The 23,762-nt window shown below is 62.0% G+C and carries 21 protein-coding genes; 15 read left to right on the top strand and 6 right to left on the bottom strand.

The annotated features are described in order from the left end of the window. Positions 1-74 precede the first annotated feature (74 nt). The 6 genes from ACIROY_RS18420 to ACIROY_RS18395 all read right to left on the bottom strand — a co-directional run bounded on the left by ACIROY_RS18420 (position 75) and on the right by ACIROY_RS18395 (position 6,106). On the bottom strand, positions 75-1,637 hold the full coding sequence (locus ACIROY_RS18420; protein ID WP_402275423.1) for a methyl-accepting chemotaxis protein: 1,563 nt from the start codon (positions 1,635-1,637) through the stop codon (positions 75-77). A 59-nt stretch (positions 1,638-1,696) separates the two neighbouring features. Beyond that, positions 1,697-2,494 carry a BPSS1780 family membrane protein gene (locus ACIROY_RS18415; RefSeq protein WP_402343106.1) on the bottom strand — a complete coding sequence of 266 codons (798 nt, stop codon included), beginning with the start codon at positions 2,492-2,494 and terminating at the stop codon, positions 1,697-1,699. A gap of 1 nt (position 2,495) precedes the next feature. Continuing rightward, entirely contained in the window at positions 2,496-3,464 is a 969-nt protein-coding gene (locus ACIROY_RS18410; protein WP_402275419.1) for a homoserine kinase, read from the bottom strand. Positions 3,465-3,524: 60 nt separating this feature from the next. Continuing rightward, positions 3,525-3,905: a hypothetical protein gene (locus ACIROY_RS18405; protein ID WP_402275416.1), complete on the bottom strand. Its 381-nt coding sequence runs from the start codon at positions 3,903-3,905 to the stop codon at positions 3,525-3,527. Positions 3,906-4,102: 197 nt separating this feature from the next. Further along, entirely contained in the window at positions 4,103-5,152 is a 1,050-nt protein-coding gene (locus ACIROY_RS18400) for a DUF4440 domain-containing protein (RefSeq protein ID WP_402275414.1), read from the bottom strand. A gap of 207 nt (positions 5,153-5,359) precedes the next feature. After that, positions 5,360-6,106 carry a TIGR00730 family Rossman fold protein gene (locus ACIROY_RS18395; RefSeq protein WP_402343103.1) on the bottom strand — a complete coding sequence of 249 codons (747 nt, stop codon included), beginning with the start codon at positions 6,104-6,106 and terminating at the stop codon, positions 5,360-5,362. On the opposite strand from ACIROY_RS18395, the gene polA reads away from it, so the two are divergent. From polA to ACIROY_RS18320, 15 genes are all read left to right on the top strand, one after another. Continuing rightward, entirely contained in the window at positions 6,107-8,896 is a 2,790-nt protein-coding gene (gene polA, locus ACIROY_RS18390) for a DNA polymerase I (protein WP_402343100.1), read from the top strand. A gap of 425 nt (positions 8,897-9,321) precedes the next feature. Further along, positions 9,322-10,971, top strand: coding sequence for a methyl-accepting chemotaxis protein (locus ACIROY_RS18385; protein WP_402343097.1), 1,650 nt, complete (start codon positions 9,322-9,324; stop codon positions 10,969-10,971). 163 nt (positions 10,972-11,134) lie between these two features. After that, a complete protein-coding gene (locus ACIROY_RS18380; RefSeq protein ID WP_116436552.1) occupies positions 11,135-12,019 on the top strand; it encodes a dienelactone hydrolase family protein in 885 nt (294 codons plus the stop codon). A 438-nt stretch (positions 12,020-12,457) separates the two neighbouring features. Further along, entirely contained in the window at positions 12,458-13,471 is a 1,014-nt protein-coding gene (locus tag ACIROY_RS18375; protein ID WP_402343094.1) for a PDR/VanB family oxidoreductase, read from the top strand. A gap of 40 nt (positions 13,472-13,511) precedes the next feature. Then, complete coding sequence (locus ACIROY_RS18370; protein WP_402343091.1) at positions 13,512-14,501, top strand: ABC transporter substrate-binding protein; 990 nt, start codon at positions 13,512-13,514, stop codon at positions 14,499-14,501. A 96-nt stretch (positions 14,502-14,597) separates the two neighbouring features. Continuing rightward, positions 14,598-15,593, top strand: coding sequence for an isopenicillin N synthase family dioxygenase (locus tag ACIROY_RS18365; protein WP_402343088.1), 996 nt, complete (start codon positions 14,598-14,600; stop codon positions 15,591-15,593). Positions 15,594-15,698: 105 nt separating this feature from the next. After that, entirely contained in the window at positions 15,699-16,724 is a 1,026-nt protein-coding gene (locus tag ACIROY_RS18360) for a Rieske 2Fe-2S domain-containing protein (RefSeq protein ID WP_402275384.1), read from the top strand. 15 nt (positions 16,725-16,739) lie between these two features. Beyond that, positions 16,740-17,624, top strand: coding sequence for an ABC transporter ATP-binding protein (locus ACIROY_RS18355; protein WP_402275381.1), 885 nt, complete (start codon positions 16,740-16,742; stop codon positions 17,622-17,624). Next, positions 17,605-18,396: an ABC transporter permease gene (locus ACIROY_RS18350; RefSeq protein ID WP_402343085.1), complete on the top strand. Its 792-nt coding sequence runs from the start codon at positions 17,605-17,607 to the stop codon at positions 18,394-18,396. Before ACIROY_RS18355 ends, ACIROY_RS18350 begins: the two co-directional genes overlap by 20 nt. A 15-nt stretch (positions 18,397-18,411) precedes the next feature. Further along, a complete protein-coding gene (locus ACIROY_RS18345) occupies positions 18,412-19,827 on the top strand; it encodes an amidohydrolase family protein (RefSeq protein WP_402343082.1) in 1,416 nt (471 codons plus the stop codon). 45 nt (positions 19,828-19,872) lie between these two features. Next, positions 19,873-20,571, top strand: a complete 699-nt coding sequence (locus ACIROY_RS18340) for a YqgE/AlgH family protein (protein ID WP_402275375.1) — start codon at positions 19,873-19,875, stop codon at positions 20,569-20,571. A 10-nt stretch (positions 20,572-20,581) separates the two neighbouring features. Continuing rightward, complete coding sequence (gene ruvX / locus ACIROY_RS18335; RefSeq protein ID WP_402275372.1) at positions 20,582-20,974, top strand: Holliday junction resolvase RuvX; 393 nt, start codon at positions 20,582-20,584, stop codon at positions 20,972-20,974. After that, entirely contained in the window at positions 20,961-21,479 is a 519-nt protein-coding gene (pyrR, locus tag ACIROY_RS18330; RefSeq protein WP_402275370.1) for a bifunctional pyr operon transcriptional regulator/uracil phosphoribosyltransferase PyrR, read from the top strand. Before ruvX ends, pyrR begins: the two co-directional genes overlap by 14 nt. Then, positions 21,472-22,431 (top strand): aspartate carbamoyltransferase catalytic subunit, encoded by a 960-nt coding sequence (locus ACIROY_RS18325; protein WP_053194965.1) that lies wholly within the window; start codon positions 21,472-21,474, stop codon positions 22,429-22,431. Before pyrR ends, ACIROY_RS18325 begins: the two co-directional genes overlap by 8 nt. Positions 22,432-22,480: 49 nt before the next feature. After that, positions 22,481-23,761: a dihydroorotase gene (locus ACIROY_RS18320; protein ID WP_402343079.1), complete on the top strand. Its 1,281-nt coding sequence runs from the start codon at positions 22,481-22,483 to the stop codon at positions 23,759-23,761. The last annotated feature ends 1 nt before the right edge of the window (position 23,762 follow it).

Here is a 23,762-nt window from a genome sequence, read left to right as displayed (position 1 = left end):
AGCATGAAAAAAGGCAGGCGGAGAACACTCCGACTGCCTTTTCCTTTTATCGCGGCTTCATGCTGCCGGAAGGTTTATTGGTGCTGGAACTTGAACACCGAGATGGCCTGCAGCAAGCGGCCGGTCTGTTCTTCCAGGCTGCCCGCTGCGGCGGCGGCCTGTTCCACCAGCGCAGCGTTCTGCTGCGTGCTTTCATCCATGTCGGTGACAGCCTGGTGCACCTGCATGATGCCGGCGCTTTGCTGCTGCGTGGCGACGGTGATTTCGGTCATGATGCCGGTCACGCGCTTGACCGATTCGACGATCTCGGTCATGGTGCTGCGCGCGTCATCGACCAGGCGGTTGCCGATGTCGACCTTTTCCACCGAGTCTTCGATCAGCGTCTTGATTTCCTTCGCTGCGCCGGCCGAGCGCTGGGCCAGGCTGCGCACTTCGGAGGCGACCACGGCGAAGCCGCGGCCTTGCTCGCCGGCGCGTGCGGCTTCGACGGCGGCATTCAGCGCCAGAATGTTGGTCTGGAAGGCGATGCTGTCGATCAGGCTGATGATGTCGACGATCTTCTTCGACGAGGCGCTGATCTCGCTCATGGTGCTGCCGGTCTTGGCGACCACGTCGCCGCCCTTGACCGCAATCGCCGAAGCTGAGGCCGCCAACTGATTGGCTTGCAGCGCGCTGTCGGCGTTCTGGCGTACGGTGACGGCCAGTTGTTCCATGCTCGACGCGGTCTCTTCGAGGTTGGAGGCTTGCGCCTCGGTGCGATGCGACAAGTCCATGTTGCCGCTGGCGATCTCGCGTGTGGCGCCGTTGATCGATTCGACATTGGAGCGCACGTCGCCGATGATCGCGGTCAGGTTGATGTTCATCTGGCGCAGGGCGCGCAACAAGCGACCGATCTCGTCGTGGCGGTCGGATTCGGCGCGGTTCGACAAGTCGCCGCCGGTGATCGCGTAAGTGGCCAGCAACGCCGCCTGGATCGGGCGCACCAGCGCGCTGTGCAGCGCGTACCAGATATACAGCGTGATCAGCATGGTGGCGATGCAGATGCCGGTGTTGAGCACGCTGTGGTCGGTGACGAAACTCACGCTCGCCGCTACCAGCTGCAGGCCCAGCAACGTGATCATGGACAGGTTGATGCGGGTGTTGAGCTGGATCTTGCCGAACTTGCCGACCCAGCCCTTGAGGCCGGTCCTGACGACGTTGCCCTGCTCGATGGCGATGCCTTTGGCCTTGCCCTTGCGCATGTCAGCGTAGAGTTTTTCGGCGCCGGCGACTTCCTGGCGCGACGGCTTGGTGCGTACCGACATGTAGCCGATGACCTGGCCTTTTTCGCGCACCGGGGTGATGTTGGCGAGCACCCAGTAGTGATCGCCGCATTTGCGGCGATTCTTGACCAGGCCGGTCCAGGGGATGCCCTTCTTGACCGTTTTCCACATGTCGGCGAAGGCTTCGGCCGGCATGTCGGGATGGCGCACGATGTTTTGCGGCGCGCCCATCAATTCTTCTTCGTGGAATCCGCTGACTTCGATGAAGTAGGGATTGACGTAGGTGATGTTGCCCTTCAGATCGGTTTTGGAGACGATCGATTTGCCGTCTTGTAATTCATACTCGGCATTGGTGACCGGCAGGTTCATGCGCATCTTTTTCCCCGTGACAGCTGCGTTGTGGTGGTAGTTATACTTGCCTTTTCGGCAAGCATTTACCTTGCGCTGTCGCCGCTCTCTGGAGCGGGTGCTTCGTCGCGCGGAGGCTTGCCAAAGACCGCAGTGTAAGTCGGGTAAAAAGAGCAATACATGACCACGGTCAATATTATCGACAATGGCAGCAAAATAAACACGATCACCGTCATGTTGTTAAATAGTAAAGCGACGATCGTGCTGATGGTGGCCGGCAGCAGCACGCCGATCACCAGCCAGGCCAGGCCGTAGACCGTGAACGCCTTGGCGGCGCGGCGCACCGCGAAGAAGCTGTAGAACAGCGCCTTGCCCAGCGACATCTTGTGCCAGGCGACCAGAGGCGCTGCGAACCAGAACGCCATCGCCGCCGGGATATACACCAGCGCAGCCACGATCATGGCCAGGCGCAGGTTGCTGCCTTCAATGTCCTTGGGGTCCAGGCCGGGGCCGGTCATGGCTTTCCAGAAGGCGCCGCCGTCGACCAGCGTCGACACGCCGACCGCCGCGAAGGCTGCCAGCAGATACAGCACGCCCAGCGCCAGCAGCGTACGCAGCGCAGGCGAACGGAAGCCGACCAGCAGCAGGCTCGGATAGACGCGTTTGCCTTCCTCGATCTGGCGGCAGGCTTGCATGAACGACATCGCGAACACCGGCACCAGGATCAGCGGCAGCAACTGGCCGATGACGGGCAGGATGCCCAGCGCCAGCATCAGGAACATGTAGCTCAGGAACAGCGTCGACACTTCAGCAGGTTGCTTGCGGAACAGCGCCAGGCCTTCCTTGACCCAGAGCCAGCCGGTTTTTGCGGGCAGTTTTTCCATATCAATCATTCGGTCCGGGCAGCGGCGGGATGGCGCCGTTCACGCGCTCTCGCAGGATACGTTCGAAGTGCGTGGGATCGTGCGGCGTCAGCATTTCGGCGGCGCGCGGGAGGTGGAAATCATACAGGCGCGACAGCCAGAAACGCAGGGCGGCGGCGCGCAGCATGGCGGCCCAGGCCTGTTGTTCGACCGCTTTGAACGGGCGCACGGCGTGGTAGGCATCCAGCATGGCTTGCACGCGCGCAACGTCGAGCACACCGCTGGCCAGGTCGATGCACCAGTCGTTGACGGTGACGGCCAGGTCGAACAGCCAAGTGTCACAGCCGGCAAAATAGAAATCGAAGAAACCGGTCAGGCGCGTGCCGACGAACATGGCGTTGTCGCGGAACAGGTCGGCGTGCACCGGACCGTTGGGCAACTGTGCGTAGATATCGGAGGCGGCGAAGCCTTCCTGGAATTGCATTTCGGCGCGCAGCACCTGTTGCGTTTCGGCGTTCAGGTAAGGCAGTACCACCGGCGCGGTTTCGCGTCGCCACGTCAAGCCGCGCAGATTCGGCTGGCGGATGCCAAAGTCCTGCGCCGCCAGATGCATTTTTGCCAGCATGGCGCCGACTTCGGCGCAATGCACCGGCTCCGGCTTCGGCTGGTAGGCGCCTTCCAGCTTGGTGACGATCGACGCCGGCTTGCCGTTGAGGGCATTGATGATGCTGCCGCTCTTGTTGGGGATCGGCGCCGGCACCAGCACGTCGCGCTGGGCCAGATGGCGCATCAGTTCCAGATAAAACGGCAGTTGCTCGAAACTCAGTTTTTCAAACAGCGTCAGGACGTACTCGCCGCTTTCGGTCGTGATGAAGAAATTGCTGTTCTCGATGCCGGAAGAAATGCCTTTGACGGCCAGCGCTTTGCCGAGAGAAAACTGGGTGATCCAGCCTGAGAGGTCGTCCAGGCTGACCGGAGTAAAAACTGCCATGTGCGGGAATGATGGAGAACGATGGAAAATCCGGACGGGATGCCGTCCGGAGAGGATGAATTACTTGCTGGCGTCGCCGGCTTCGCCTTCTTTGGCTTTCTTCTTGCCGCCCCAGTCGAATTCCTTGATCTGCCATTGGGCGCCGCTTGGCGGGCCGCTTTGAACATCGCCCGGCGTGGAGCCGCCAAGTTGCTGCGTCGGCTTCACGTAATACGTGCTCGGGCCCGATTTGACTTTGACTTCCTTGGTCTGGCCGTGGTCGCGGCGCTCGGTGATGCTGTTGCCGCTGCCTTGCTCTTCGCCCGGCTTCTTGATGGTCACGGCAGGCGGTTCGCCTTCTTCCAGAGTTTGCAGCTCAGGCGGCGGCGGGGCCGGCTTGTCCGATACCGCCTGGGCGTGCGCCAGGGAAGACAGCATCAGCAGGGAGAAGCAAAGCGACATGGCGGACACAACGGACCGGCTTCTGGTAATCATGGGGAACTCGCAATCTGGACAGGTTGACAGTAGGTGGTCATTGTAACAAACGAATCAGTCGGAGCCCGCATCCTCGCGAATGTGCTCCGCTATATAGATGGGGGCATGTTGTCGAAGCTCAACTGTTTTATCGCGCGTCTTGTCCCGGTTACGGTTGTCAGCCGCTATTTACCGGCTGACGCGGCTTTGCGCACAGTTTCCTGGACGATTTTCCAGGCGTCGCCGCGACGCGCCAGCACCAGTGTCTTCTCGCTGGTCTCGGCGAGTCGGTCTGACGTGTATTTCTGGGTGAACCTGACGGTGGCGACGTCGCCGCTCACCGTCACGCCGGGCGCGACGATGTCGACGGCGATACGCTTGCTGGCATCAATGCGCGTGCGTCGCTGCGCTGCCCAATCGCTGTGGCGCTCGCCATTTGGGGGGCGGAAGTCGTCGGCGTAGTAAGCCAGATAGGCATCGACGTCCTTGCGGCCCCACACCGCAGCCCAGTCGCGAACAGTGGCGAGTACCGCGGCTTGTTCCGGTGACGCCGCTGCCGGGGGCGTTGCAGCCGGGCCAGCCGTGACGGCAGTCGGCGTGCGCGAAGTAGGCGACACCGGCCGTTTCAGTTCCGCCAACGCTTGCCGCGCCGGCGCATAGTCCTGCGCAGCGGCGCGGGCATACCACTGCGCCGCTATCGTCTCGTCGGTGCGCACGCCGTAGCCGTTCTGATGCATCTTGCCGAGGCTGTATTGCGCCAGTGGCAGGCCTTGGGCGGCGGCTTTTTCAAACCAGGACAAGGCCACGCGAAAATTCTGCGCAACACCGTCACCGTTCAGGTAGATCGCGCCGAGATTGGCCTGGGCCAGCGAGTTGCCCTGTTGCGCCGATTTGTTGAGCCACTCGATTGCCGACGCCGTGCTTTTCGGCACGCCGTCGCCCAGCAGATAACTGGTGCCGAGGCTGTACTGGGCGTTGGCATGACCCTGGTTCGCGGCCTTTTGCAGCCACAGCGCCGCCGCCGCAGGATCCTTCGGCACGCCGCTGCCGCTGTGGTACATCTGCGCCAGCGTGTATTGGGATTCGGCGTCGCCGGCGGCGGCAGCGTCAGCGACCTTCGCCACGGCCGGCGACAACGCGCCGGCGCTCGCGCCCGTCGATTGGGCAGAGGCAATCGGACTCGCCTGCATCGCAGCGAATGCAAGCAGCCAGCACAGCCAGTAGTTGATGATCATATTGGGTCCGGTCGAAGAAGAGAAGAGCAACGGGCAGCGAGCGCTTGCACGGAACAGGTTTCGACGGACACGGAGGAAATTTGTTCGGCGTCGCGTTGATTATGCGACGATTGTTGTGGAGTTATAGAAAAATTACTGCATGTCATTCATAAAAAACGCCGACCGGCAAACTTGTTGCGGATCGGCGTTTTTGGTGAGGCGATTGAATTACAGATACATGCCGGTCTGGCGTTCGGTGTCTTCCGGATCGGCCGGTTTCTTTTGGCGCGCATCGTAGAACTTCTGCACCGCCACCACCACTTCGGCCGGATCGTCGATCACTTGCAACAGGTCGAGGTCCTTGGCGGAAATCATGCCGTCATCAACCAGGCGCGTGCGGATCCATTCCATCAGGCCCGCCCAGAATTTGCTGCCGACCAGGATCACCGGCATCAGGCGCGACTTGCCGGTCTGCATCAGGGTCAGCGCTTCGGTCAGCTCATCAAGCGTGCCGAAACCGCCCGGCAGCACCACGTAGGCATCGGCGTACTTGACGAAGGCGACCTTGCGCGCGAAGAAATGGCGGAACGACAGCGAGATGTCTTGCCAGCCGTTGCCGTGCTGTTCATGCGGCAGCTCGATGTTGAGTCCGACCGACGGCGAGGCGCCGTCGAAGGCGCCCTTGTTGGCCGCTTCCATGATGCCCGGGCCGCCGCCCGAGATCACGGCAAAGCCGGCGTCGGACAGGCGCCGGGCGATGTCAACGCACAGGGCATAATGCGGATCGTCCGGTTTTGTGCGGGCGGAACCGAAGATGGAAACCGCCGGGCGCAGCTCTGACAGGCGCTCGGTGGACTCGATAAATTCTGCCATAATCGTGAGTACATGCCATGACTCGCGTGCCTTCTTGGCGGTGGCGCGCTCGATGTCATCCACTTCCCGCAGTCGCGGGACATTTTTTCCTCTAAGTTCCATATGCAAAAAACCTTGTTGTTAGTTGATGGTTCCAGTTACCTCTATCGTGCATTCCATGCTCTGCCCGACATGCGTAACGCGGAAGGCGCGCCGACCGGTGCGTTGTACGGCATCATCAATATGCTGCGCCGACTGCGTAATGATTATCCAGCAAGTTACATCGCTTGTGTATTCGACGCCAAGGGCAAGACATTCCGCGATGACTTGTACGCCGAGTACAAGGCTACACGCAAATCGATGCCTGAGGACCTGGCGTTGCAAATCGAGCCGATCCACGCTGCCGTGCGCGCGTTGGGCTGGCCCATCCTGATGGTCGAAGGCATCGAAGCCGACGACGTCATCGGCACGCTGGGCTTGCGCGCCGCCGAAGAAGGACTCAAGACCATCGTCTCCACCGGCGACAAGGACATGGCGCAATTGGTCAACGACCACGTCACGCTGGTCAACACCATGAGCAACGAAACCATGGACCGCGCCGGCGTCATCGGCAAATTCGGCGTGCCGCCGGAGCGCATCGTCGACTACCTCAGCCTGATCGGCGACACTGTCGACAACGTGCCCGGCGTCGAAAAGTGCGGCCCCAAAACCGCCGTCAAATGGCTCACCCAATACGACTCGCTCGACGGTGTCATCGCCAACGCCGACAAGATCACCGGCGTGGTCGGCGAGAACTTGCGCAAGGCCTTGCCGTGGCTGCCACAGGCGCGCGTGCTGGTGACCATCAAGACCGACTGCGACCTGTCGGCGCACATGGGCACAATCCTCGATTCGTTGACAGTGCAACCGAACGACAACGACGTGCTGCGTGAACTTTTCACCCGCTACAATTTCCGCACCTGGTTGCGCGAACTGGATGCTGCTTCAGCTCCAGCCTCCGGCGCCGATGCTGCGTCCAGATCGACAGCGGCGCCTCCCGCAACCGGTTCAGCCGATGCCGCCGGCGGCCCCGCGCAAGTCGGCCTGTTCGATGCCAGCGCAACGATCGTCAAGGAATACGAAACCGTCCTGACCGAAGCGCAACTCGATGCCTGGATCGCCACCATCAATTCTGCCAAGCTCACGGCAGTGGACACGGAAACTACCTCGCTGGTTCCCATGCAGGCGCAACTGGTCGGCATTTCGCTGTGCTGCGAGGCGGGACGTGCGGCCTATATTCCGGTCGCACACAACTACCAGGACATGCCGGCGCAACTGCCGCGCGAACTGGTGCTGGCCAAGCTCAAGCCCTGGCTGGAAGACGACAGCAAGCCCAAGCTCGGACAGAACCTCAAATACGACAGCCACATCTTCGCCAACCAGGGCATCCAGCTGCGCGGCATCGTGCATGACACGCTGCTGGAATCCTATGTGTTCGAGTCGCACCGCACGCATGACATGGACAGCCTGGCGCTGCGCCATCTGAACCGCACCACGATCAGCTACACCGACGTCTGCGGCAAGGGCGCTTCGCAGATCTGCTTTGACCAGGTAGAAATCGGACGCGCCACCGAATACGCGGCGGAAGACGCCGACGTCACGCGGGCGCTGCACCAGGCCATGTGGCCGCAGGTCGAGAACGACGCCAAGCTGCGCTACATCTACGAAAAGATCGAGGTGCCGACCTCGGTCGTGCTGCAAAAGATCGAACGCAACGGTGTGCTGGTCGACGCCGCCATCCTCGCCACGCAATCGAATGAGCTCGGCAAGCGCATGCTCGAGATCGAGCAGCAGGCGTACGAACTCGCCGGCCAGCCGTTCAACCTGAATTCACCCAAGCAGCTTGGTGAAATTCTGTTCGAGAAACTGCAATTGCCGGTGGTGAAAAAGACGCCGTCCGGCACGCCGTCCACCGACGAAGAAGTGCTGGCAAAACTGGCCAAGGATTATCCGCTGCCGAAGATCCTGCTCGACTATCGCGGTTTGTCGAAACTGAAGTCGACCTACACCGACAAGCTGCCCAAGATGGTCGATCCGACCACCGGTCGCGTGCACACCAATTATGCGCAAGCCGTGGCGGTCACCGGACGGTTGGCGTCCAACGATCCCAACCTGCAAAACATCCCGATCCGCACTGCAGAAGGCCGCCGCATCCGCGAAGCCTTTATCGCGCCACCGGGCAGCACCATCGTCTCCGCAGACTATTCGCAGATCGAGTTGCGCATCATGGCGCACATCTCGGGAGACGCCAACATGCTCAAGGCCTTCGCCGACGGCGAAGACATTCACCGCGCCACCGCTTCCGAAATCTTCGGCGTTGGCCTCGGCGACGTCACCAGCGAACAGCGTCGCTACGCCAAGGTCATCAACTTCGGCCTGATCTACGGCATGAGCGCTTTCGGACTGGCCGGCAATCTGGGCATCGAGCGCGCTGCTGCGGCGATGTACATCGACAAGTATTTCCAGCGTTTCTCCAGCGTGAAGCAATACATGGACGACACGCGCCTCGAAGCCAAGTCGCAGGGCTATGTCGAAACCGTGTTCGGCCGCCGCCTGTGGCTGCCCGAGATCAACTCGCCCAACGGCCCGCGCCGGCAGGGCGCCGAACGCGCAGCGATCAATGCGCCGATGCAGGGCACCGCCGCCGATCTGATCAAGCTGGCGATGATTGCCGTGCAGGGCTGGATCGAGCAGGATGGTTTGCAATCCAAACTGATCATGCAGGTGCACGATGAACTGGTCATGGAAGTACCCGATGCGGAGCTGGCGCTGGTGCGTGAAAAACTGCCGGAACTGATGAAAAATGTTGCGGAGCTCAAGGTGCCGTTGATCGCCGAAGTAGGAACAGGCAAAAACTGGGACCAAGCCCATTAATGACTTGTTGAAGCTACTGCGCGCGCCCGTATGCGGCCTGCGGTGCTCGACGTACTCGCGTACGACTCCGCTCCTCGGCCACACACGGACGCGCTCGCTACGCTTCACCAAGCCATTAAGCTTCGGCTAATCATTTTTCGCATGAATTTATATTGATGCACGACAACGCAGATTGATGCAAAATGCATTTTCGGAAGCAGGGGTACACTTGCTGAAAATACAAGATAAAAACGAATAACGATAAAGTTGTAAAAACGGCATCGCCCGATGCTGTTTGAGACCAAATACAAATGCAGTAGAGACACGAAGCTGTTGCGGTGAAGTTGGCTGTTGCGTCGACGGAAACACAGGCATAGGCAAGACGACGGATTCGGCGGACATTCGCGGGCGACCGCTTCTCGGACAAGCAGAAACGAGGAGGCGTCATGGTTGCAGGGATGAAGGTGGGGACACGGCTGGGGCTGGGGTTCGCGTGGGTGGTGTTGCTGCTCATTGCAGTGACGGCGTTCGGTCTGTACAACATGGACCAGATGCAGCGCCGGTTCCTCGATGTGGTCGAGGTCAACAACCCGGAGACCAAACTGGTCAATGAAATGATGGGGACCGTTTCGGAACGCTCCATCTCGCTGCGCAACCTGATGCTGCAAGGGGGCGCCGACGATATCGAAAAAGAAGCCGCCTACATCAAGGCGCAGACACAGAAATATCAGAGCTCCGAGCAGAAGCTGCGCAGCATGTTCGACAAGGATGCCGGCGCGGTCGCCGAAAAGAAGGCGGCCATCCAGAAGATCAAGGCGCAGGGCGACATCGCGCACAAGCTGATCGATCAGGCCGTCGACCTTGGCCTCAAGCGCGAAGCTTATGAGCTGGCGCAATTCCTCAAGGAAGAATACCTGCCGGTGCAAAAGAAATGGCAGACCGAATTGTCCGCACTGGTGGCGGTCGAAGACCGCCTCAACGCTGATGCCTCGCAAGCCAGCACCAGCGCCTACACCGCAGCACGCTGGCTGATGCTGGTCACCAGCGCCGTCGGCATCATCACCGCGCTGATCGCGGCGGCGTGGATCACACGCAACCTGCTCAAGAAGCTCGGCGGCGAGCCTGACTACGCGGTGGCGATCGCCGGCCAGATCGCCGACGGCGACCTCGCGGTGCACATCGAAACCAAACCGGGCGACAAGGACAGTTTGCTGATGGCGATGAAGGGCATGCGCGACAAGCTCGCTGCCATCGTCACGCAGGTGCGCGTCGGCTCCGAAACCATCAGCACCGCGTCGACTGAAATCGCCCGCGGCAATCTCGACCTGTCGTCACGCACCGAACAGCAGGCCGGCTCGCTCGAAGAAACCGCCTCGTCGATGGAGCAACTCAATTCCACCGTCAAGCAGAACGCCGAGAACGCGCAGCAGGCCAACCAGCTCGCCGTCGCCGCATCCGACGTCGCGGTGCAGGGCGGCAGCATCGTGTCGCAGGTGGTGCAGACCATGGAGTCGATCAACGCCTCATCGCAAAAAGTGGTCGACATCATCAGCGTGATCGACGGCATCGCCTTCCAGACCAACATCCTCGCGCTCAATGCTGCAGTCGAAGCCGCGCGCGCCGGCGAACAGGGCCGCGGTTTCGCCGTGGTGGCGTCGGAAGTACGCAGCCTGGCCCAGCGCTCGGCCAGCGCCGCCAAGGAAATCAAGGTGCTCATCGGTGACTCGGTCGGCAAGGTCGAGAACGGCAGCAAGCTGGTCGAGCAGGCCGGCGTGACGATGAACGATATCGTCACCAGCATCCGCCGCGTCACCGACGTCATGTCCGAAATCACCAGCGCCAACAGCGAGCAGAGCAGCGGCATCGAGCAGGTCAACGAAGCGATCATCCAGATCGACGACATGACCCAGCAGAACGCCGCACTGGTCGAGCAGGCGGCAGCTGCGGCGCAGTCCCTGCAGGACCAGGCGGCCAACCTGACCGCGCTGGTCAGCGTGTTCAAGCTCGATGGGCGCCAGCTGAGCGCGCCACTGACGCAGCGGACCATCGACATCACGCCCATGCATCCGGAACTGCCGGGAGCGATGGCGGCGTAACAAGCGGTTGTATCTTGTAGAATGCTTTGCGGCAGTTAGCTGCTTGACCCGTTAGCCAAGACTCAGCACGCACGGCCTGCCGGCCTTCATTGCCAGGCAGGCCGTGTTTTTGTCCCAGCCAGTTTCATCCCCTTTTGCGCACTTCCGACTCCTGGAGAATCTCATGAACGATCTGAAGAACGATGTAGACAGCCTGGTGGGCACGACCGGCCTGCTCGATGCCGGCAATCGCCGCACTTTCATCAAGACCGCGCTGGGCACCGGCTTTGCCGCTGCCGTACTGCCGGTCTGCGCGCAGACCATGATCAAGACCGACACCGTCGGTCTGACCGCCGGCGAAGTCAGCGTGACCGTCAACGGCCAGAAGGTGCCTGCCTATCGCGCGCAGCCGGAAGGCAAGACCAACTTGCCGGTGATTCTGGTGATCTCCGAAATCTTCGGCGTGCATGAGCACATCGCCGACATCGCGCGCCGCTTCGCCAAGCTCGGCTACCTGGCGATTGCGCCGGACTTCTTCGTGCGCCAGGGCAATCCGGCGGCCTATCCGACCATTGCCGAACTGAACAAGGAAATCATCTCCAAGGTCCCTGACGAGCAAGTCTTCGGCGACCTCGACGCCTACGTCGCCTGGGCTGGCCAGAACGGCGGCAATCCGGACAAGATCGGCATCAACGGTTTCTGCTGGGGCGGCCGCATCGTCTGGCTGTACAGCGCGCGCAATCCGAAGATCAAGGCCGGCGCCGCATGGTACGGCCGCATCGTCGGCGAGAAATCGGCGCTGCAGCCGCAGCATCCGATCGACATCGCGCCGACGCTGAAAGCACCGGTGCTCGGCCTGTACGGCGGCAAGGATGGCGGCATCCCGGTGGCGACCGTGGAGCAGATGAAGGAAGCGCTGGCCAAGACCGGCAACAAGTCGGAGTTCGTGGTGTTCCCGAATTCGGGTCATGCCTTCAACGCCGATTATCGTCCGAGCTATGTCGAGGCGGACGCCAAGGAGGGCTGGAAACGCGCGGTCGAATGGTTCAAGTCGCACGGCGTGGTCTGATCTGGGGCTGATCTCTATATAGCCGCACAAGTCAGCAGGGGCGGCCCGATGCTCGCGCCAGTTTTTGGGGACCCTCGCACTGATTTGGATCAGCTGTTTGCACGGAGGACGGATTTATCCGTCCTCTTTTTATTTGTCCGGCAATAAAAAGCGCGTATCCCCTGTCTGTTGGACATGGCACGCAGATTGCTAGTTTGAAGATTGAGTAGAAGCGGCTAGCCGTCGATCCAAATACCATCGACTGTGGGGCATTGCTCGTGACGCCATCGGAATGAACCGGTGGCACCTGTGAATTTATAGGACACGAGAAATGCTGCGACCATCTCCGCACTCATGCTGCTCAAGCCATATTTCCCTCGCCGCACGCTGCGGCACTTCCTTTTCTCCTGACTATTTTCCACGCCGTGCTGCGCGATTGTTTCCTCACGGAGGCGCGCGATGACGACCGTGCGCGACGCTTTCATGACGGCGGCGCAAACCGCTGCACCGCTGAACCTGCGCGTGGTGTCCGTCCGTGACGATGGCCGTGATATCCGCGTCTTCGACCTCGCTGCTGACGATGCGCGCCGCCTGCCGGCGTGGACGCCCGGCGCGCATATCAAGCTGTCGCTGCCCGGCGGGCTGGAGCGTTGCTATTCCCTGTGCAACACGCCCGGCGAAGACGGCTTTTATCGCATCGCGGTCAAGCGCGAGGCGGCATCGCGCGGCGGGTCAGCCTGGCTGCACGAACAAGCCGGCATCGGCACACAACTGATCGTCGGGGCGCCGGTCAACGCCTTTCCTTTGCACGACAGTGAACACGCCGTCGCGCTGTTTGCGGCCGGCATCGGCATTACGCCGATCTACGCCATGGCAGCCGACTTGCTGCGTCGCGGACGCGCCGCGCAATTGCACTATTTCGCGCGCAGCGTGGAGCACGCGGCCTTTCTCTCCCCGTTGTCGCAGCCGGCCATGGCCGGGCATTGCCACTTCAGTTTCGGTCTGAATGCGGATGAAGTCGGTGTTGTCGTTGCCGCCCGGCTGGCCCCTTTGCTGCGCACCACTCCTTTGTATATCTGCGGTCCGACGCCCTTCATTGCACAGGTGCGCGATCAGGCTGCGCAACTTGGCTGGCGCGACGTCGACGTGCACTTCGAACTGTTCGCCGCCACGACACCGGCAAGCGATGCGTCGGCCACGCAGGACCGCGTATTCGAACTCGTGCTGCAACGTTCCGGTGTGCGCTGCATGGTGCCGCCGGGACAAAGCATCGTCGCTGCCGCCGCTGCGGCCGGGGTGCCTATCGGCACCTCGTGCGGCGAAGGCTTTTGCGGCAGCTGCCAGACCGGTGTGCTGGAAGGCATCCCCGATCATCGCGACAGCGTGCTGACGGAAAAAGAGCGCGCCGCCAACCGATGCCTGATGCCCTGCGTATCGCGCTGTCACAGCGAACGCCTGGTGCTGGATATCTGATTTTCGATTGAAGTACAACAACCCACCTGAAAGGAAGGCCATGAGCAAGCGAACATCCCTCATCCGCATTGCCGCAGCAATGATAGGCGCACTGGCGTTGCAGGCAGCAGCCGGCGTGCAGGCGCAGGAAAAGGTCACCGTCCTGAGCAACTGGTACGCCCAGGCAGAACACGGCGGTTTCTATCAGGCTGTCGCCAAGGGCATCTACAAGAAGTACGGCATGGACGTCACCATCAAGATGGGCGGCCCGCAGGTTAACAACATGCAGATCCTGGTGGCCGGCCAGGCCGACTTCAGCATGGGCTATGACTTCACCGTATTGAAAGGCATCGAGCAGGGCTTGCCGCTGGTGACCGTCGGCACCTCTTTTCAATCTGATCTGCAAGGCATGATGACGCACGCTGACGTGCCCAATCTCGGCGCGCTGAAGGACAAGACCATCCTGGTGGCCGGCTCCGGACAATCGAGCTGGTGGCCGTGGCTGAAAGCCAAGTACGGCTACACCGACGCCCAGTCGAAGGCTTACACCTTCAACCTGCAGCCGTTCTTCGCCGATCCGAACATCGTTCAGCAAGCCTATCCATCGTCGGAACTGTTCCAGGCGGAAAAGACCGGCGCCAAGGCCAATTTCTTCCTGTTTGCACAGGAAGGCTATCCGCCTTACGGCACCACCATCATTACGCTGCAAAAGATGGTGGCGACCAAGCCTGATCTGGTGAAGCGCTTCGTCAAGGCCACCGCCGAAGGCTGGAAGAGCTATCTGGAAGATCCGTCTGCGGGCAACGCGCTAATCAAGAAAGACAACAAGGAAATGGGCGACGAGCAACTGGCTTACGCCGTCAAAAAGCTGAAGGAACTGAAGGTCGTCACCGGCGGCGACGCCGCCAGGCAAGGTATCGGCATCATGACCGACGAACGCTGGAAGAAGACCTACGACACCATGGTTGCCACCGGTTTGTTGAAAGCCGACGTCGACTGGCGCAAAGCGTACACCACGCAGTTCGTCAAGGACATGCACGTAATGCCTTGATGCGCATGATGCTCTGACGATTTGGTGATTGCCCGTCGGGCTGTGTCCTTCATCGGCGCAGACCGGATGTCCGAAGTTCATTTGCGTGAGGACGCCATGATTCTCTACACCCCACCCAAGACCGCGCAGCGCCTGCCGGTCATTGACTTCGCCGACGCGTTTTCAAGCGACCTCGGCAAGCGTGAAGCCGTCGCCTGGGAGGTCCACAAGATCGCCCGCGATGTCGGCTTCTTCTATCTGGTCAATCATGGCGTGCCGCAAGGCCTGATCGACGGCCAGTTCGACTGGGCACGTCGTTTCTTTGCCGCGCCCGCTGCAGTCAAGCGTGCGGTCGACATGTCGCTGTCGCCGGCAGGTTTCGGTTATGAACGCATCGGTACGCAGGCGCTGGACGACGGTCCGACCGATCTCAAGGAAGGCTTCCAGTTCGGCACCGATCTGCCGCTGGATCATCCTTATGTGCAGCAAGGCGTGCTGCGCTACGGCCACAACCTCTGGCCTGCGGAGTTGCCCGGCATGCGCGCACATGCGCAGCAATATCACGCCGCCATGAGCACGCTGTCGCAGCGACTGCTGGCGATCATTGCGCTGTCGCTGCAATTGCCGGAGGACTTTTTCAATTTTGCGCTCGGCACGCCGATCGCCACGCAGCGCATGCTGCACTATCCGCCACAACCGGCCGACGCCCAGCACAACCAGATCGGCGCCGGTGCGCACACCGACTGGGGACTCGTCACCATCCTTGCGCAAGACGACATCGGCGGTCTGGAAGTGCGCAATGCCGACGGCGATTGGGTACGCGCGACACCGATACACGGCAGCTTCGTGGTCAACATCGGCGACTTGCTGCAGCGCTGGAGCAATGACGTTTATCACAGCAATGCGCATCGCGTGCGCAACGACAATCCGGTGCCGCGCTATTCATTGCCGTTTTTCATGGACGGCGATCACGCGGTGACGGTGTCGTGTCTGCCCTCGTGCTGTTCCGACGAGCATCCGGCGCGCTATGCGCCGTGCACCATCGGCGACTACCTCGCGCAAAAAGTGCAGGAAACCTTCGGCGCCGCCAGCGTACTGGCTGCGGCGTCGTAATCTGGTCTGATTGAATTCGCGGCGAAGGCGACCATGATGGCGCGCCGGCTGCTCGGCCACGTCTTTGCAGGAGCAAGACGCGGCTGGTTTTAAAGGAGTTGCACCATGCTGGTTACGAAACAAAAAGTCTTGCGCAAGTTCTGGTACGCAGTGATGCCGATCTCGATGCTGGAAGACGGTCCCAAGCCGTTCACATTGCTGGGCGAGAACATCGTGGTCTGGCTCAAATCGCCGGGCAAGCCGGCGGCCTTGCAGGATCGCTGCTGCCATCGCACGGCGAAACTGTCGAAAGGCTTTGTCGAGAATGGCAACATCGTCTGCGGCTATCACGGCTGGACCTTCGACTGCGCCGGCGCTTGCGTGCGCGTGCCGCAGAACGCCGACGGTTCGGTGCCGGCCGGCGCGATGGTGCAGTCGTATTACTGCGAAGAGCGCTACGGCTACGTGTGGGTGGCACTGGAGAAGCCGCTGCGCGACATCCCGTTCTTCCCGGAGGAGACCATGCCGGGTTATCGCCGCATCTTCCAGTTCTACGAGCGTTGGGAGACCAGTGCGCTGCGCATGATGGAAAACTCCTTCGACAATTCGCATTTCAGCTACGTGCATCGCGGCACCTTCGGCCTGTACGACCAGCCCAAGCCGGAGAAGTACGAGATCAACGAAACCGACTACGGATTCGAAGCGGAAACCCTGGTGCCGATCAAGAACGTGCCGGCCAGCTACCGTGTCACCGGCACTACCGACGACACCACCATGCGCCACATGTTCAACCGCTGGTACCTGCCGTTCTCGCGCCGTTTCGGTTGCCAGTACCCAGGCTCGGGCCGCCACCACATCATCTACAACTGCGCCACGCCGATCGACGACGGTTCCATCATGCTGGCGCAATGGCTGTACCGCAACGACACCGAAGAGGATTGCACCGAAGCCGAATTGATCGCCTGGGATGCACCGATTCTCGTGGAAGACCGCGAGATCCTGGAGGCGACCGATCCCGACGCCTGCATCGACGTGCGCCGCAAGCAGGAGTTCCACATGGCGTCCGACCGGCCGGGACTGATTATGCGCCGCATGCTGTTGCAGTTGCTGGACGAGCATGGCGAAACCGAAGTTTTCCGCAGCAGAAACTAGAGGCCGGGAGCAATGATGAAACGAGACGATCACGCGATGCCGCAACTGGCGGCATGGGAACAGGGCGCTGCCGATCCTGCATCCTCCATCGATGCGGTGCTCAGTGCGCAGCGGGTGGAGAAAACTTATCGCAACGGCACCCGCGCGCTGGACGAGGTGAAGCTGGACATCCGGCGCGGCGAGTTCGTCTCGCTGCTGGGACCGTCCGGCTGCGGCAAGAGCACGCTGCTGAAAATGTTTGCGGGGCTGGAAGAACCGTCGCACGGTCACATCCGCTGGTGGGGCAAGAATCTGGCGACGGTGGGGTCGCCGGATCGCACGCTGGCGATGGTGTTTCAGGAAGCGACGCTGATGCCGTGGGCATCGGTGGAACAGAACGTACGTCTGCCGCTCGACCTCAGGCACATGCCGCGCACCGACAGCGATGTGCGCGTACGGGATGCGCTCAAACTTGTGGGACTGGATCGGTTTCATGACGCCTATCCGCGCGAGCTGTCGGGCGGTATGCAGATGCGCGCCTCGATTGCGCGTGCCCTGGCGACGCAGCCGAATCTGCTGCTGATGGACGAGCCTTTCGGCGCACTCGACGAGTTCACGCGCAACAAGCTGGACGCCGACCTGCGCAAGATCTGGAGCCAGCAAGACCTGACCGTGGTGTTCGTCACGCACAGTATTTACGAGGCGGTGTATCTGTCGAGCCGCGTGGTGGTGATGGCGGCGCGGCCGGGACGCGTGATTGCCGACGTGCCGATTGAAGCGCCGGGCGCCGGCGGCATGCGCGACGATGCTTTCCGCATCTCGCCGGAATTCATGGGCTATTGCAAGATACTGTCTGATTACCTGACGCTGGCCAATCAAGAAAACCAGGAAGGAGGGGCGCATGACTCCGCTCATCACTAATCCGAAGTTCCTGCGCATTGCTGCGCCGTTCGTGATCGGCGTAGCCTTGCTGCTGTCCTGGCAACTGATCTGCGTGGCGCTGGAAGTGCCGGTCTATCTGGTGCCGACACCGTCGGTGATTGCCAGGACGCTGGTGGCGGATTGGGGCCTGTTGTCCGACTCGCTGCTGGTGACGCTGAAGATTACGTTTATGGCTTTCTTGCTGTCGGTACTGCTGGGTGTGGCGATTGCCTTCGTGTTCGTGCAGAGTCGCTTCATCGAGGTCAGCCTCTTTCCGTACGCGATCATCCTGCAGGTGACGCCGATCGTCGCCATCGCGCCGCTGATCATCATCTGGGTCAAGGAACCGACCTTCGCGCTGGTGATTTGCGCAACGATCATGGCGCTGTTCCCGATCATCTCGAATACCACGCTGGGACTGCGCAGCGTCAATCCGGGGTTGCTCAACCTGTTCAGGCTGAACAAGGCGTCGCGCTGGCAGACCCTGCGCCGGTTGCGCATCTCCAGCGCCTTGCCGTACTTCTTCGGCGGCTTGCGGATTTCCAGCGGACTGGCGCTGATCGGCGCGGTGGTGGCGGAGTTTGTCGCCGGCACCGGCGGCACCGGGTCAGGGCTGGCGTATCAGATTCTGCAGGCAGGGTTTCAACTGAATATTCCACGCTTGTTTGCGGCGCTGTTCCTGATCACCGTGACCGGGATCGTATTGTTCCTCGCCATGACGGCCTTGTCGCGCGTGGCGCTGGCCGGATGGCATGAAAGCGAAATGGGTTAAACGAATAGGCAGACAATGACGACTTCTTTCTTGATCAGCAACATCGACGCCATCATGACCGGCTTGCCCGGTGCGGCGGCCCGTCATTCCGGGCCGGACATCCGCGTGGTTGACGGCGTCATCGGCGCCATCGGCAAGCTGTCGCCCCTGCCGGGCGAGACGATTGTCGATGCCACCGATTGCATCGCTTATCCGTCGTGGGTGAACACGCATCATCACTTGTTCCAGTCCATGCTCAAGGGCGATCCGGCCGGCATCGATGCGTCACTGACGCCATGGCTGGCGGCGACGCCGTATCGCTACCGCGCCAAATTCGACGAGAAGCTGTTTCGTCTTGCCGCGCGCATCGGCCTGGTCGAGCTGATGCGTTCCGGTTGCGGCACCGTGGCCGATCACAACTATCTGTATTACCCCGGCATGCCCTACGACACGTCGGCGATCTTGTTCGAAGAAGCCGAAGCGCTCGGCGTGCGCTTCGTGCTGTGCCGCGGCGGCGCGACGCAGACGCGTCAGCTGGAGGCTGAGTTGCCGACGGCATTGCGGCCCGAGACGCTGGACGGCTACCTTGGCGACATGGAGCGCCTGATCAAGCTCTACCACGATCCGTCGCCGGCGGCGATGCGCCGCGTCGTGATGGCGCCGACCACGCCGCTGTATTCGGCGACGCCGGAAGAGCTGCGCACCATGGCCGGTTTCGCGCGCCGGGCCGGCGTGCGTCTGCACAGCCATTTGTCGGAAACCGTGGGTTACCAGGACACCGCGCACGGCAAGCACGGATGCACGCCGGTGGAATTTGCCGAGCGCTGCGACTGGCTCGGCAGCGACGTCTGGTTCGCCCACCTGGTCAAGCTGGATGCCGCGGAAATCGCCCTGCTGGGCGAGACCGGCACCGGTATCGCTCACTGTCCGCAGAGCAACGGCAGGCTCGGCAGCGGCATCGCGCCGATTCGCCAGTTGGAAGAGGCCGGCGTGCCGGTCTCCATCGGCGTCGACGGCGCGGCCTCCAACGAGGCAGCCGACATGCTGTCGGAGACCCACGCGGCGTGGCTGATGCAACGCGCACGGCGCGGCCAGGAGGCGACGCCGGCCTATGCAGGCGGCAGCTTCGAAGGCGGCGCCGACGCGGCGACGGTGGAAGATGTAGTGCGCTGGGGCAGCACCGGCGGGGCAAAGGTGCTCGGCCTTGGCGGCCTCGACGGATTGCAGGTCGGGCAACAGGCCGACATCGCCCTGTACCGTCTCGACGACCCGCGCTATTTCGGTCTGCACGATCCGGCGCTGGGGCCCGTGGTAGGGGGCGGGCGGCCCTTCCTGAAGGCCTTGTACGTGGCCGGCAGGGCGGTGGTTGAGGACGACGTCATTGCCGGCGTCGATCTGGTTGAGCTGGGCCGCGAGGCGCGCGCCGCCACCAGGCGCCTGCTGGAGGACTAGCCGTGGCGTCGGATCGGCTTGGGGGCCAGCGCTAAAACTGCTAAAATGGCGGGCATGATCAAGCGACGCAATGCCCCTCCCGCCAACCGTTCCGACGCTGCAGCCCTCGCGCCGGAATCCGCCGATATTGTTGCCAATGAGGAACAAGCCGCGCCGCTCAAGGCCGAGCTCGATCTGACCGATCATTTCCTGATCGCAATGCCGTCGATGCTGGACCCTGTTTTCGGCGGCACCGTCGTCTATCTGTGCGAACACAACCAGAACGGCGCGCTCGGCGTGGTCATCAACAAGCCGACCGACATGACCATGGATGTCCTGTTCGATCGCATCAATCTCAAGCTGGAAATCATCCACGACACACCCGAAGCCAAGCCGGAGCTGTACCGCAGCCAGGTCATGTTCGGCGGGCCGGTGCAGGTCGAGCGCGGCTTCGTGCTGCATAGCGCGATGGACCAGTTTTCGTCGACCCTGCAGGTGACCGACGGCATTTCGCTGACCACCTCCAAGGACGTGCTGGAAGCGGTCGCCCATGGCGACGGTCCGGAGCAGGTGCTGGTCAGCCTCGGTTGTTCGGGCTGGAGCGCCGGCCAGTTGGAAGAAGAACTCGGCCGCAACGGCTGGCTTACGGTCAAGGCCGATCCGTCCATCATTTTCGACTTGCCGGTGGAGCAGCGCTTCACCGCCGCGCTGGCCTTGCTGGGTATTGATCCCGTCATGCTCAGCGGCGATTTCGGCCGCGCCTGAACGGGACGTCGTGGAAACGCTCCTGGCCTTCGACTTCGGCTTAAAGCGCATCGGCGTGGCAATCGGCAATACCCTGATCAAGCAAGCCCAGCCGCTCACCATCATCAGTGCGGCCACCAACGACGCCAAGTTCGCCGAACTCGGCAAGCTGATCAGCGAGTGGACGCCGGCACGCTGCATCGTCGGCCTGCCCAGCCATCCGGACGGGGCCGAGCATGAAATGACCGTACGCTGCCGACGTTTCGCCAATCAATTGCACGGACGCTTCGGCGTCGAAACCGTGCTGGTGGACGAGCGTTATTCGTCGGCCGTCATCGAACAGCGCCGCGGCGAGCATATCGACGACGAGGCTGCCGCCATCATTTTGCAGCAATATTTTGACGATACCCATGAGCACAACTAACACTCTCCCGCCGCTGGATGCGGAAGCGCTGTACGCCAGGCTGGCGCAGCAGGTCAAAGCCGGTTTGCAAGGCGTCGAGCAGGTCGCCATCGTCGGCATCCATTCCGGCGGCGCCTGGCTGGCTGAACGCCTGGCCACAGAGCTGCAGCTGAACGACCGGCTCGGCTTCATCGACGTGTCCTTCTATCGCGACGACTTTGCCGAGAAGGGCCTGCGTGCCGACGTCAAGCCGAGCCAGATCGGTTTCGACGTCGAAGGCGCGACCATCGTGCTGGTCGACGATGTGCTCTACACCGGCCGCACCACGCGCGCCGCAATCAATGAGCTGTTCGACTACGGCCGTCCGGCGCGCATCCTGCTGGCGGCGCTGGTCGACCGCGGCGGGCGCGAGCTGCCGATCGCCGCCGACTTCCTGGCCGAGACGATTGCGCTGGCCGACGATCAATCCCTGCAACTGCAACGCGCCGACGACGGCCGATTTTCCCTGACGGTGGTCCATGCTTAATCCACAACTGAACAAGAACGGCGAACTGCAACATCTGCTGACCATCGAAGGTCTGCCCAAAGCCATCATCACCAACATCCTCGACACCGCTTCGTCCTTCGTCAGCATCGGCGACCGTGAAGTGAAGAAGGTGCCGCTGATGCGCGGCAAGAGCGTGTTCAACCTGTTCTTCGAGAACTCCACGCGCACCCGCACAACGTTTGAGATCGCCTCCAAGCGTCTGTCGGCAGACGTGATCAATCTCAACATCTCCGCTTCGAGCGCCAGCAAGGGCGAGTCGCTGCTCGACACCATCGACAACCTGGCAGCGATGCACGCGGACATGTTCGTGGTGCGCCATTCGCAGTCAGGTGCGCCTTACCTGATCGCCAAGCATCTGATCGACACGAAGCAGTCGCACGTGCACGTGGTCAACGCCGGCGACGGCCGTCATGCGCATCCGACGCAGGGCCTGCTCGACATGTACACGATCCGTCACTACAAGAAGGATTTCACCAACCTGCGCGTGGCCATCGTCGGCGACATCCTGCACAGCCGCGTGGCGCGTTCCGACATCCACGGCCTGACCACGCTGGGCGTGCCGGAAGTGCGCGCGATCGGTCCGCGCACCCTGCTGCCGAACGGTCTGGAGCAGATGGGCGTGCGCGTCTTCCACAACATGGAAGAGGGCTTGAAGGATGTCGACGTCATCATCATGCTGCGCCTGCAGAACGAACGCATGAGCGGCGCGCTGCTGCCGTCGGCGCAGGAGTTCTTCAAGAGCTACGGCCTGACGCCGGAACGCCTGGCGCTGGCCAAGCCGGACGCCATCGTGATGCATCCGGGGCCGATGAACCGCGGCGTCGAGATCGACTCCGCCGTGGCCGACGGATCGCAAGCCGTGATCCTGCCGCAGGTGACCTTCGGCATCGCGGTGCGCATGGCGGTGATGAGCATCGTCGCAGGAAACTGAGTGACAACGAATTCAACAGACGCAACGCGGACAAGAGTGGAATAAGCGCATGAAACTGCACATCAAGAACGGCAGACTGATCGATCCTGCCAACAACATCGACGCGCAACAAGACGTGTTCGTGGCCGACGGCAAAATTGCCGGCATCGGCCAGGCGCCGGCCGGCTTCAGCGCCGACAAGACCATTGACGCGAGCGGCCTGGTGGTTGCTCCCGGCCTGGTCGACCTGAGCGCGCGCCTGCGCGAGCCGGGCTACGAATACAAGGCCACGCTGGAATCCGAGATGCAGGCGGCGATGCAAGGCGGCGTGACCAGCCTGCTGTGCCCGCCCGACACCGATCCGGTGCTCGATGAACCCGGCCTGGTGGAAATGCTCAAGCATCGCGCCAAGTCGCTCAACCAGGCGCACGTGTATCCGCTGGGCGCATTGACCATGGGCCTCAAGGGCAAAGCCCTGACTGAAATGGCTGAACTGACCGAGGCAGGTTGCGTCGGTTTCTCGCAAGCCGACGAGCCGGTGCTGGACACCACGGTGCTGCTGTCCGCGCTGCAATACGCCAAGACCTTCGACTACACCGTGTGGCTGCGTCCGCAGGATCCGCACCTCGGTCGCCACGGCATCGCGCACAGCGGTCCGGCGGCGTCGCGCCTGGGTTTGTCGGGCGTGCCGGTGATGTCGGAAACGATTGCCCTCTACACCATCTTCGAACTGGTGCGCTCCACCGGCGCGCGCGTCCACCTGTGCCGCATGTCGTCGGCAGCGGGGCTTGAACTGGTGCGCGCGGCGAAAAAAGAGGGCTTGCCGGTCACCTGCGACGTCGGCGCCCATCACATTCATTTGTCGGACATGGACATCGGCTTCTTCGATTCCAACGCGCGCGTCAATCCGCCGTTCCGTTCGCAACGCGACCGCGACGCGATCCGTGCGGCGCTGCTGGACGGCACGGTCGACGCGATCTGCTCCGACCACACCCCGGTCGACGACGACGAGAAGCTGCTGCCGTTCGGCGAAGCTTCGCCGGGCGCAACCGGTCTGGAACTGCTGCTGTCGCTGTCGCTCAAGTGGGCGGAAGACGCCGGCGCGCCTGACGCCGTCAGCAGGGCGGTCGCCAAAGTCACTACCGACGCAGCGCGCGTGGCGCGTCTGCCGGCCGGCAGCCTGAAGGTGGGCGACGTCGCCGACGTCTGCATCTTCGATCCGAAGACGCGCTGGGTCGTTGAAGCGAAAGCGCTGGCCAGCCAGGGCAAGCACACGCCTTTCCTCGGTTACGAGCTGAGCGGCCAGGTCCAGGCGACCATCGTGTCGGGTCACGTCGCGTTCGAACGTTAAT

The sequence above is a fragment of the Herbaspirillum sp. NPDC101396 genome (assembly GCF_044767365.1).
Taxonomy (GTDB): domain Bacteria; phylum Pseudomonadota; class Gammaproteobacteria; order Burkholderiales; family Burkholderiaceae_D; genus Herbaspirillum.
The sequence above is the reverse complement of the archived record's forward strand: the minus strand, read 5'-3'. Positions and strand labels throughout refer to the sequence as shown.

Bases quoted from the DNA above. Each gene is read 5' to 3' on its own strand.
- ACIROY_RS18350 (WP_402343085.1), top strand. From the start codon at position 17,605: ATGACTCCGCTCATCACTAATCCGAAGTTCCTGCGCATTGCTGCGCCG.
- polA (WP_402343100.1), top strand. From the start codon at position 6,107: ATGCAAAAAACCTTGTTGTTAGTTGATGGTTCCAGTTACCTCTATCGT.
- ACIROY_RS18340 (WP_402275375.1), top strand. From the start codon at position 19,873: ATGGCGGGCATGATCAAGCGACGCAATGCCCCTCCCGCCAACCGTTCC.
- pyrR (WP_402275370.1), top strand. From the start codon at position 20,961: ATGAGCACAACTAACACTCTCCCGCCGCTGGATGCGGAAGCGCTGTAC.
- ACIROY_RS18415 (WP_402343106.1), bottom strand. From the start codon at position 2,494: ATGGAAAAACTGCCCGCAAAAACCGGCTGGCTCTGGGTCAAGGAAGGC.
- ACIROY_RS18325 (WP_053194965.1), top strand. From the start codon at position 21,472: ATGCTTAATCCACAACTGAACAAGAACGGCGAACTGCAACATCTGCTG.
- ACIROY_RS18375 (WP_402343094.1), top strand. From the start codon at position 12,458: ATGACGACCGTGCGCGACGCTTTCATGACGGCGGCGCAAACCGCTGCA.
- ACIROY_RS18395 (WP_402343103.1), bottom strand. From the start codon at position 6,106: ATGGAACTTAGAGGAAAAAATGTCCCGCGACTGCGGGAAGTGGATGAC.
- ACIROY_RS18355 (WP_402275381.1), top strand. From the start codon at position 16,740: ATGAAACGAGACGATCACGCGATGCCGCAACTGGCGGCATGGGAACAG.
- ACIROY_RS18365 (WP_402343088.1), top strand. From the start codon at position 14,598: ATGATTCTCTACACCCCACCCAAGACCGCGCAGCGCCTGCCGGTCATT.
- ACIROY_RS18405 (WP_402275416.1), bottom strand. From the start codon at position 3,905: ATGTCGCTTTGCTTCTCCCTGCTGATGCTGTCTTCCCTGGCGCACGCC.
- ACIROY_RS18385 (WP_402343097.1), top strand. From the start codon at position 9,322: ATGGTTGCAGGGATGAAGGTGGGGACACGGCTGGGGCTGGGGTTCGCG.
- ACIROY_RS18410 (WP_402275419.1), bottom strand. From the start codon at position 3,464: ATGGCAGTTTTTACTCCGGTCAGCCTGGACGACCTCTCAGGCTGGATC.
- ACIROY_RS18380 (WP_116436552.1), top strand. From the start codon at position 11,135: ATGAACGATCTGAAGAACGATGTAGACAGCCTGGTGGGCACGACCGGC.
- ACIROY_RS18320 (WP_402343079.1), top strand. From the start codon at position 22,481: ATGAAACTGCACATCAAGAACGGCAGACTGATCGATCCTGCCAACAAC.
- ACIROY_RS18370 (WP_402343091.1), top strand. From the start codon at position 13,512: ATGAGCAAGCGAACATCCCTCATCCGCATTGCCGCAGCAATGATAGGC.
- ACIROY_RS18360 (WP_402275384.1), top strand. From the start codon at position 15,699: ATGCTGGTTACGAAACAAAAAGTCTTGCGCAAGTTCTGGTACGCAGTG.
- ACIROY_RS18345 (WP_402343082.1), top strand. From the start codon at position 18,412: ATGACGACTTCTTTCTTGATCAGCAACATCGACGCCATCATGACCGGC.
- ACIROY_RS18420 (WP_402275423.1), bottom strand. From the start codon at position 1,637: ATGCGCATGAACCTGCCGGTCACCAATGCCGAGTATGAATTACAAGAC.
- ACIROY_RS18400 (WP_402275414.1), bottom strand. From the start codon at position 5,152: ATGATCATCAACTACTGGCTGTGCTGGCTGCTTGCATTCGCTGCGATG.